The 8,907-nt window shown below is 62.3% G+C and carries 7 protein-coding genes; all 7 read right to left on the bottom strand.

The features are described from left to right. Positions 1-1,236, bottom strand: a 1,236-nt coding sequence (gene vgrG / locus HX773_RS15675) for a type VI secretion system tip protein VgrG (RefSeq protein ID WP_176972273.1), incomplete at its 3' end; no start/stop codon positions are given. 43 nt (positions 1,237-1,279) lie between these two features. Next, complete coding sequence (tssH, locus tag HX773_RS15670) at positions 1,280-3,880, bottom strand: type VI secretion system ATPase TssH (RefSeq protein WP_176972272.1); 2,601 nt, start codon at positions 3,878-3,880, stop codon at positions 1,280-1,282. Between the two features lie 330 nt (positions 3,881-4,210). Continuing rightward, positions 4,211-4,702 (bottom strand): type VI secretion system effector Hcp, encoded by a 492-nt coding sequence (hcp, locus tag HX773_RS15665; RefSeq protein WP_154157409.1) that lies wholly within the window; start codon positions 4,700-4,702, stop codon positions 4,211-4,213. A 4-nt stretch (positions 4,703-4,706) separates the two neighbouring features. After that, on the bottom strand, positions 4,707-6,398 hold the full coding sequence (locus tag HX773_RS15660; protein ID WP_176972271.1) for an OmpA family protein: 1,692 nt from the start codon (positions 6,396-6,398) through the stop codon (positions 4,707-4,709). Next, entirely contained in the window at positions 6,395-7,069 is a 675-nt protein-coding gene (tssL, locus tag HX773_RS15655) for a type VI secretion system protein TssL, short form (protein ID WP_176972270.1), read from the bottom strand. The genes HX773_RS15660 and tssL overlap by 4 nt, the downstream gene beginning before the upstream one ends. Beyond that, positions 7,066-8,406, bottom strand: coding sequence for a type VI secretion system baseplate subunit TssK (gene tssK, locus HX773_RS15650; protein WP_176972269.1), 1,341 nt, complete (start codon positions 8,404-8,406; stop codon positions 7,066-7,068). Before tssK ends, tssL begins: the two co-directional genes overlap by 4 nt. Before the next feature lie 14 nt (positions 8,407-8,420). Further along, positions 8,421-8,907 (bottom strand): type VI secretion system contractile sheath domain-containing protein (locus HX773_RS15645; protein WP_176972268.1); only part of this gene is annotated, 487 nt, incomplete at its 5' end.

The raw sequence follows: 8,907 nt of genomic DNA, 5'->3' as shown, positions 1-8,907 counted from the left end.
GCGGCCGTCGCGGTCAATGTGGCCATAAGTGTCGTTGGTGGTGGTGCTGGTGACGCGCGCCGGTATGGTGCCCGCCATCACCGGACGTGGCGCGGGCTCCGGGCGATAGCCGTAGCGGCCCTCCGCCGGGATGCCGTGAAACGCGGTTTCCATGCTGCTGTCGCGCGCCGCGCGGCACAGCAATGAGGTGATGACCACGCCGCTGCGGAACACCTCCGCCACGTTGTCGCCACCGCTGGCGCGCACCACCACGCCCGGCATCAGCGAGGCGCAGCTGGATTTGGCGCTGAGCCGCGTCTGGCCGTTAAGGTAGCGCTCGTGGCGCAGCCGGGCGTAGAACGCGCCGCTCTCGGTGGCGGGAGTCGCGCTGTACGCCTCGCCCGCCTGCAGGTAGTTATCCGCCCAGTGATAGGCTTCGCCACAGGTGGTGTCGTCGCCGCCGGTGACGTCGGCCTGCGCGTTCATGTCGGCGGTGGCGTCGCGGTAGTTGTAGTCGCGGGTGCTGACGGTCTTCTCCACCACCCGGAAGCGGCTTTCCATCGCCCACACCGACTCCACGCCGCTGTCGTGCAGGCCGGACGGCGGCACGGCGGGCAGCGTCAGGCCGGTTTCATAGCCCTGCGGGCCGTCGTAAAACTCCACCACGTCGATGTTAAGGCGCGTGTCGGTGGTGAAGCGGAACCAGATGCCCACCTCCGCCAGCAGGCGCGAGACGAAGCGCAGGTCGTCTTCGTCAAACTGCATCACCTGCTCGCGCTTCGGGTAGTCGCGGCTGAGGCTGAACACGAAGTCCTGACCGCGCATGCCGTGGCGGTCGCGCAGGATGGATTCGACAATCTGCGGCACCGACGCATCCTGCCAGATGGCGTTCTGCCGGGTGCGCGCCAGCAGCGCCAGGCGCGGCTGCAGCGTGATGGCGTAGCGTGCTTCGTCAGCCGACACGCCAAGCGTATCAAAGCCGGTCACCACGCCCTGCACCACGCGCAGCGGTTTGGCCTTGCGCAGCAGGTCGGCGAGGCTCTGCGGTGATGGCCGCAGGGTCAGCGACGCGGTTTTCATCAGCATCGCTTCGCGACTGATATTTTTATCAACGCTGGTGAAGATAATTTTCCAGCTGAATGGCGCGCTCAGCGCCTCTGTGCCTTCGAAGCTCAGCACGTCGAGCGAGGATGTATTGTCCGTGACCTTCAGCAGGTGATGGCTGTGGCTGAACAGGGTAATGCCCGTGTCTGTCATGGTTAAATCCTTTTAAATGCCGCAGGCAGGAACCGTCGATCATTCAGAACGTAAAGCTCACTTCACCTTCATCATTGGTATCCAGCGTCAGGCTGTCGCTTAAGGTGCCGCTGGCGCGGTGCTGCAGAATCATCTGGCTCAGCACCGGCAAAATCTGCTGATTGAGCAGGCTGTCGACGTTGCGCGCGCCGGTGTCCGGCAGCAGACAGGCGTCGGTGAGCATGTCGTACAGGCCTTCGCCGATAGTGGTGCGGATGCCGTAATGGCGTTGCAGACGTTTGCTGACCTGGCTGAGCTTCATTTCCACTATGATGCGCATGGCGTCGCGCGCCAGCGGGCGGTAAATTACCGTCTGGAAGCGCGCCAGCAGCGCGGGCTGGAAGTGGTCGCGCAGGATCGGGCGCAGACACGCCTGCAGTTCGGACTCAGCGGCATCCGGCGTTTCGTCCAGCAGCTGCACCAGCGCGTCGCTGCCGAGGTTGGAGGTCATCAGAATTACGGTGTTACGGAAGTCGATTTCACGCCCTTCGCCGTCGCGCATAAAGCCACGGTCAAACACCTGATAGAACAAATTGATGACGTCGCGGTGCGCCTTTTCCACCTCGTCGAGCAGCACCACGCTGTACGGACGCTTGCGCACCGCTTCGGTGAGGATGCCGCCCTGGCCGTAACCGACGTAGCCCGGCGGCGAGCCTTTCAGCTGAGAAACGGTGTGCGCTTCCTGGTATTCGCTGAGGTTGATGGTAATCAGCGACTTCTCGCCGCCGTACAGCAAATCGGCCAGCGCTAGCGCGGTTTCGGTTTTACCGGTGCCGCTGGTACCGACCAGCAGGAATACGCCCTGCGGGCCGTTTTCTGAGGTGAGTCCGGTTTTCGAGGCGCGCAGGCGCTGCGCGATGGCGTTCAGCGCCGCGTCCTGTCCGACCACGCGGGTGGCGAGCTGGTTTTCCAGCGCCAGCAGTTCGGCCTGCTCGTCCTTCATTAATGAGGAGAGCGGCACGCCGGTCCAGTCGGCAATCACGCCCGCCACGATGCGCGCGTCCACGTCGACGGTGAGCAGCGGCTCACCGGGCTGCAGCGCGTCGAGGTCGGTCTGGAGCTGTGCGATGGCATTGCGCTGGCTGGCGTCTTTGCGCCCTTCCAGCAGCTCTTGCATCAGCGACTGCACGATGCCGTAGCGCTGCTCCAGCGCCTCCAGTTCTTCATCGGTTACCGCAATCAGGCCGGCGATTTCTGCCAGCCGCTCCTGCGGGATGGCGCCGCCGAGCGCTTCATCGTCAAGGATGGCGCGCTGCTCGATGTTCAGCGCGTCGAGTTTTGCTCTGAGTCGCGTGATGGCTTCCGGCACCGTGTCCTGGCTCATACGCACGCGCGCGGCGGCGGTGTCGAGCAGGTCAACCGCCTTGTCCGGCAGCTGGCGGCCGGTGAGGTAGCGGCGCGACAGCGTGACGGCGGCGCGCACCGCCGCGTCGGTGATGTGCACACCGTGATGTTCGGCGTAGCGTGATTTGAGTCCGCGCAGCATCAGGCACGCGGTGTCGTCGTCCGGTTCGTCCACCTTCACCATCTGGAAGCGGCGCTCCAGCGCGGCGTCCTTCTCAAAGTACTGTTTGTATTCGCTCCACGTGGTGGCCGCGATGGTACGCAGCTCGCCGCGCGCCAGCGCCGGCTTCAGCAGGTTGGCCGCGTCCGCGCCGCCCGCTGCGTTGCCCGCGCCGATGATGGTGTGCGCCTCGTCGATAAACATCAGCACAGGATGCGGTGCGCTCTGCACCTCGGTGATGATGTTTTTCAGACGCTGCTCGAATTCGCCCTTCACGCCCGCGCCCGCCTGCAGCATGCCAAGGTCGAGCGTGTGCACGCTCACCGGCTTGAGGCTGTCCGGCACGTTGCCTTCGGCGATGCGCAGCGCCAGCCCTTCGACCAGCGCGGTTTTGCCGACGCCCGGCTCGCCGACGAGAATCGGGTTGTTCTTGCGGCGACGCGACAGGATATCCACCATCTGACGGATTTCGTTGTCGCGGCCAAAGACCGGGTCGATTTTGCCGCTGCGCGCATCGGCGGTGACGTCGCGGGTGAAGCGGGCAAGTGCTTCGGCGGTCGGGGCTTTGGTTTCGCCTGCGGCAGCCTGCTCGATAGTGCTGACCGGCATCTCCGGCTGCTCCGCTTCCGCACGCTCGTCGGACTGCGCGTCCAGCATCGGCTGCAGGCGCTCAAGCTGGCTCATGCGCAGGCTCAGCAGCGGCCACAGACCTTCGCACTGTGCAAGCTTTGGCTGCTCGGACAGCGCCATCAGCAGATGGATGCTGCGGATTTGCGGGTTGCTATCAGATGCGGAGGCCATCAACCACGCCTGTTTCAGCAGTGCTTCGAGCGAAGAAGAAAGCTGCGGACGCCCGCGCACCGCGCGCGGCTGGCGGTCAAGAAACGCCAGCAAATCCTGCCAGATAGCATCCATATCCCACTCGTAGCGGCGCGCAATCACCGTGATGTCGCCTTCGCCCTGCTCGAGCAGCTTGAGCAGCCAGTGTTCCGGCTGGATTTCAGCGTGTGCCCGGGTCTGGCACAGCGACGCGGCGGCTTCCAGCGCCTGCGCGCAGAACGGGTTAAGGCGACGCAAAAGCGCGGCTGACTGACTGTCCATAGCAAAATTCTCCTGACTGGTGGCACGCTACCGCCCGTCGCCGTAAACCAAAGCGCATAAGGTCAGCAGGTATGAGGTGGAAATGACTTGTGGTTTCACCCTGAAGAGATGAAAGCAAAAGGCATCTGCGTGGTGGGTATTAAGGTCGCCATAAATGGCGACCCTACGATCCACCGGGAGTAAAAATCCCGGCCCGGCGGAGGGATTAGGCTAAATAGTTCGTGTCGCAGGAAGGCGGCAAGCGAGTGCAGCCCCGGGAGCTTACATAAGTAAGTGACCGGGATGCGCGAGCGCAGCCAACGCACCTGCGGCGCGAAATATGACGCGTAATCAGGCGGTGGCGCGTTCGTTCCAGGAATCGGAGTGAATAATGTTGCCGTCTTTGTAGGTCCAGGTGATTTTTTCGTAGCGCAGCTCAATCTGCTCCAGATGGTTGTGCTTCTCTTTCGACGGGTCCTTAACGTCGTGCATCACCGGATTGACCTTCACCACCTTCACGTTCTCCAGTTTGGTGTTGAAGTACTCCACTTCCTGGCCGGCGTCGCTGATGCGGTACCATTTGAACTCGGCAGATTTCAGCGTCTGGCCGGTGGTGACCGCCTTGTAGAGGTACGGGCTGGACGAGTCGATTTCCTTGGTGAACAGGAACGGGGTGTGAATGCGCGTGCCGGTCAGCTTGCCGGTGTTGTTGTCGGTCGGGATGTACAGGTTATGTTCCTGCGCAACGATTTCGATGCTGCCTTCACGGTCCTGCACGTCCACCGAGCCCTTGATGTCCGCACCGCCGTCGTCCTTCAGCCACAGATAAACCGGAATTGCCATGTTGTTACTCCTTTTCTTCATGATTGCCGTCACCATCCTGTGATGACGGAGGGATTGCGTCCGCTGCCTGGCAGGCGTCGGCCTGCGGCACCAGACTGATTTCAACGCGCCGGTTGGCCGCGCGGCCTTCGGCGGTATCGTTGGTCGCCATCGGACGGCTCTGACCGAAGCCCTGCACCGCAAAGCAGCTCTCATCCACGTCGCCGGTGTCGCGCATCCAGTCGCGTACCGCTTCGGCGCGCTTGAGGGACAGACGCTGGTTCAGCGCCGGATTGCCGGTATCGTCGGTATAACCCGCGACCACAATCAGCCAGCCCGCGCGCGCTTTGATGTTGACCAGCGCGTTAACCATCACTTTGGTCGAGCCTGTTTTCAGATCGGATTTGCCGGAATCGAACAGCGACATCGCGTCCAGCCTTACCAGCGTGGGTTGCGGTTTCGGCTTCGGCACAGGTTTTGGCTTAGGTTCCGGTATCCAGGTACTAATGGCGTGCAGCACCGGCAGATGCAGATGAGCGCCCTGATACAGCCCCAGACTCAGGCGCAGCGGCGTGCCCTGACGCGCATAGTTGTCGAGCTGACTCGCGTCCTCGCGCAGCACCTGCACAGCAGCGAGCTTCGGCGCGTAGTCGGTCATGGCAATGCGGTTGTAGTGTTCGAGGTCGAATACGATGCGATGGATCAGCGACTGGTTATTCCAGGCCACCGCACAGAGTGCGATGACTGCGGCAACGGCGAAGGCCGTGATCGCCGTGCGCAACGCGCGGATGCCCGGCGTCAAGCCACGGCCTTCTGGAAGCAGCGGAAGGATAAAGTCGGGCAGTATGACGGGCGTATTCGCTGCGGCTCCGGCGCTGCGGATAGTGGTGTGCTGCCACAGCCAGGCGCACCACAGAGAGTCATTGCCGGCAACCGGCATAGCGGGTTGCAGCTGCAACACATATGCGGCGGGTATCACGGCGGCGACATCACTGTGCGCCTCTGTCAGCACGCGCAGCACATGCTGACGCGTCCACGCATCCAGCGAGTTGAGCAGGACCTGCTGCTGCATCGCCACGTTTCCACCCGACTGCAGCCATTCGCTGGTACCACGCGGTGAGGTGTCGTCCTGCCAGATTTGTGGGCTATTTCCTGCCAGCTGAACCTGCCAAAGTGGTGCAGCGCACTGCGCCATCTCGCCGGCAACGCCGATGTTAAGCAGCAGCGGCAGCGACTGACGAGTTTCACGGCGCAGTAACGCAATTTGCCAACGCAGAGCGAACAACACATTTTCCAGCGCTGCGCTATCCTGCTGTTGCTGTGGACTGATATTGAGGCAGATTGAAATCTGGCGGCCCCAGTCGGGACGTTGCAGCAACAAATCACGCACGTTGTGCTGGAGTTCGCTGCTATCGGCAACGTGAATAAAGCAGCCGTGCGGCAACACGCGTACCGGTTCCACGTCCGACAGACCACTTGCATTGCAGCAAAGCACCACCGGCTGTCGATAAGCTACATCGGGCAAATCAGTCCATTCCTGACTCGTCACATGCTTGCGGCGGCGCAGCACTCTGAACGTTACCGTTCCAGCCAGCAGCAGTATCGCCAGCAGCACAGTAAAATCGCTGCTACGCGCAAAGGTCAAAAACTGCGTGCACAACACCGCCGCAAGCAGCCAAATCCAGAGCACCAGCAGGCGTGGAAGCAGCGTCGTCATCCTTTGACTCCGGGCAGCAGCGTCGTGATGAGGTGATCGAGCCAGTGATTGAGCCCCCACCACAGCGCGGCCAGCAGCAGCGCGGTCAGGCCAAGACGTGCGGGCCAGCTGCTTAACCAGCCCGCCCGCAGCCCACCGCTTGCCAGCGATAATAACGGCGCATCCGCCGCACGCGTGAAAGGTGGTACGCGTTTAGTCAGCGCGCTCACCAGTTGCTGGCGCGCGGGTGCATCAATGGAGGTATAACCACCGAGAAAGCCCAGCATCATCACGCGGTGAAAACAGGTCAGCACCATTTCATCGGCTTCCGGCTGCGCCAGCACCTGCTGCATGCGGTCGCACAGGGTTTCGCCCGCATCCATGGTCTGTAAAAAATGGCCCTGCAGCGGCATGTGATACCACTGCACGCAGGCATCATCCTGCACGCCGCGCCCTTTCACCGCTTCGTCCAGCAGCGCGCACTGCGCCAGCAGAATGTCATGGCGGTTCTCGCGGCTGACGCCCGCGTCACGCAGCGCAAGCTGCACCCGCTCCGCATCACTGACGCAGCGCTGCCACAGTGCCAGCCCTTCGCCATCGGCAAATTGCGGGCCGTGGCGCAGGCTGATCACCTGCAGCCAGGTGTTTTGCAGCAGCGCATCAATATCGATTGCTTTTGATTCAGTACTCATGATCTCAGCACCGCGAAGAGTTCCAGTTCCGGGTCACCCAGCGTGCCGGGGACGTAAAACATGCAGCTGCCGCTTTCAAGCATGGCGCGTGCTGCCGGATGCGACAGATCCAGCGAGAAATACTGATTCTCCAGGCGCAGTGGAATAGCGGCTGGCACGTGGCTCAGCGGCTTAAGCGGAATGCCCAGTTGCGAGCTGTTGACCAGCCCAGTCACGTCATCCGGGCTGCCGACTTTGCACTGGCGCGGGAACTGCTCCTGCAGCTGCGCCACCGGCAGCGGCGAGCGCACCGACAGGTAGAAATCGGCTTCCTCGCGCAGGCGTGGATCGTTGAGGCGCGCCTGCCACTGACGCAGACGGCTATCGTGCGTCATGTCGATTGCCACCATGCGCGACGGCAGGCTGGCTTCCAGTAGTGTGCCGAGTAGGTCGAACAACGGCGGAAAGACATCGTTCAGATTGTCATGGCGGTAAGCCGGAATGGCGCTGACCTGATGTTCCAGTGAGAACGTCAGCAGACTGCCCGCCAGGCGCGCCAGTTCGGGATAAAGCCGTTCCGGCGGGCTTTGCGGATGACGTTGAAAATCGGCCAGCAGCGGCTCGGCGCTGTTTAGCGCGTTGAGCAGCCAGAACAGCGACACGTCGGCGACGGCAAAATCGGCCATGCGCTGGTTGCTTTCGCGGCGCATCGCCATCAGACGCACCAGCCGTGCGCGCAGCTGCGTCACCAGTTGTTCAAGTGCCGTCATCAGCCACGGGCTGGATTGCAGAGTGAGCAGCGGCGGCAGAAACTGGCTGTCCAGCGCCCAACCGCCCTGCGCATCCTGCTGCAGACGCGCCACCGGGCAGGTCAGCCAGTCGCTGTTATCCTGATGCGCATAACGCAGCGTCAGTTCAGGCTGCAATACCGCAACCTGCCGGGTATCGTCCCCGAACAGGTTGCGGATATCGCGCCAGCGCTGGCGAAAGCGCACCGGACGCTCTGCCACGTCGCTTTCCTGTAGGCAGTTGCCGCCGTTGGCGTACAGCTGCGGCAGCGCCAGAACAACCGTCACTTCCTTCTGCTCCGCCTCAAGCGTCAACGTCGGTGGCAGCGGATCGGCGTTGTGGGTATCGATCAGCGTGCCATCACGAAAACGCAGGTGCAGATGACGCGGCTTGAGCCGGCCAAGCTTCAGCGCATCCGGCTCAAACTCAACCTGAAATATGCCCCACGGCTGATTAAGCCCCATGCGCGCAATGCACTCGCTGTGCCACGCCTGCCAGGCGGACTGCTGCTGAAAGTGCTGGGGCGAGATCATCGTGCCCCGGCCCCAGAGTGGTTGTTCTGTTTTCATCCCTGAGTTCCGCCTTACGCTTTAGCTTTCGGCATCTGAGATACCAGCGACAGGTTCACGTCCATGCCTTCCACCTGGAAGTGCGGGATGGCGAACAGTTTGACGCGGAAGAAGCCCGGATTGTCCTCGATATCTTCCACCAGCACTTTCGCATCGCGCAGCGGATGGGAAGACTGTAGCTCGTCGCCCGGATCGGTCATCTCGGTCACCAGCGTGCGCACCCAGGTGTTGAGTTCCAGCTCCAGCAGGCGGCGATCTTTGGTGGTGCCGATGTTTTCGCGCTGGATCAGCTTAAGGTAGTGCGCGATGCGCGACAGCAGGAAGATGTACGGCAAACGCGCGTTGATGCGGCTGTTGGCGGTGGCATCAGCGGTGTCGTAGATCGCCGGTTTCTGCGTCGAGTTAGCCGAGAAGAAGCAGGCGTAATCGCGGTTTTTGTAGTAAGAAAGCGGGATGAAGCCGAGGTTGGCGAACTCGAACTCGCGGGTTTCCGGGATCATC

This window comes from Pantoea sp. B9002 (genome assembly GCF_013385945.1).
GTDB lineage: Bacteria > Pseudomonadota > Gammaproteobacteria > Enterobacterales > Enterobacteriaceae > Pantoea.
Note: the sequence above shows the minus strand (reverse complement) of the source record. Positions and strands in the feature narration are given on the sequence as shown.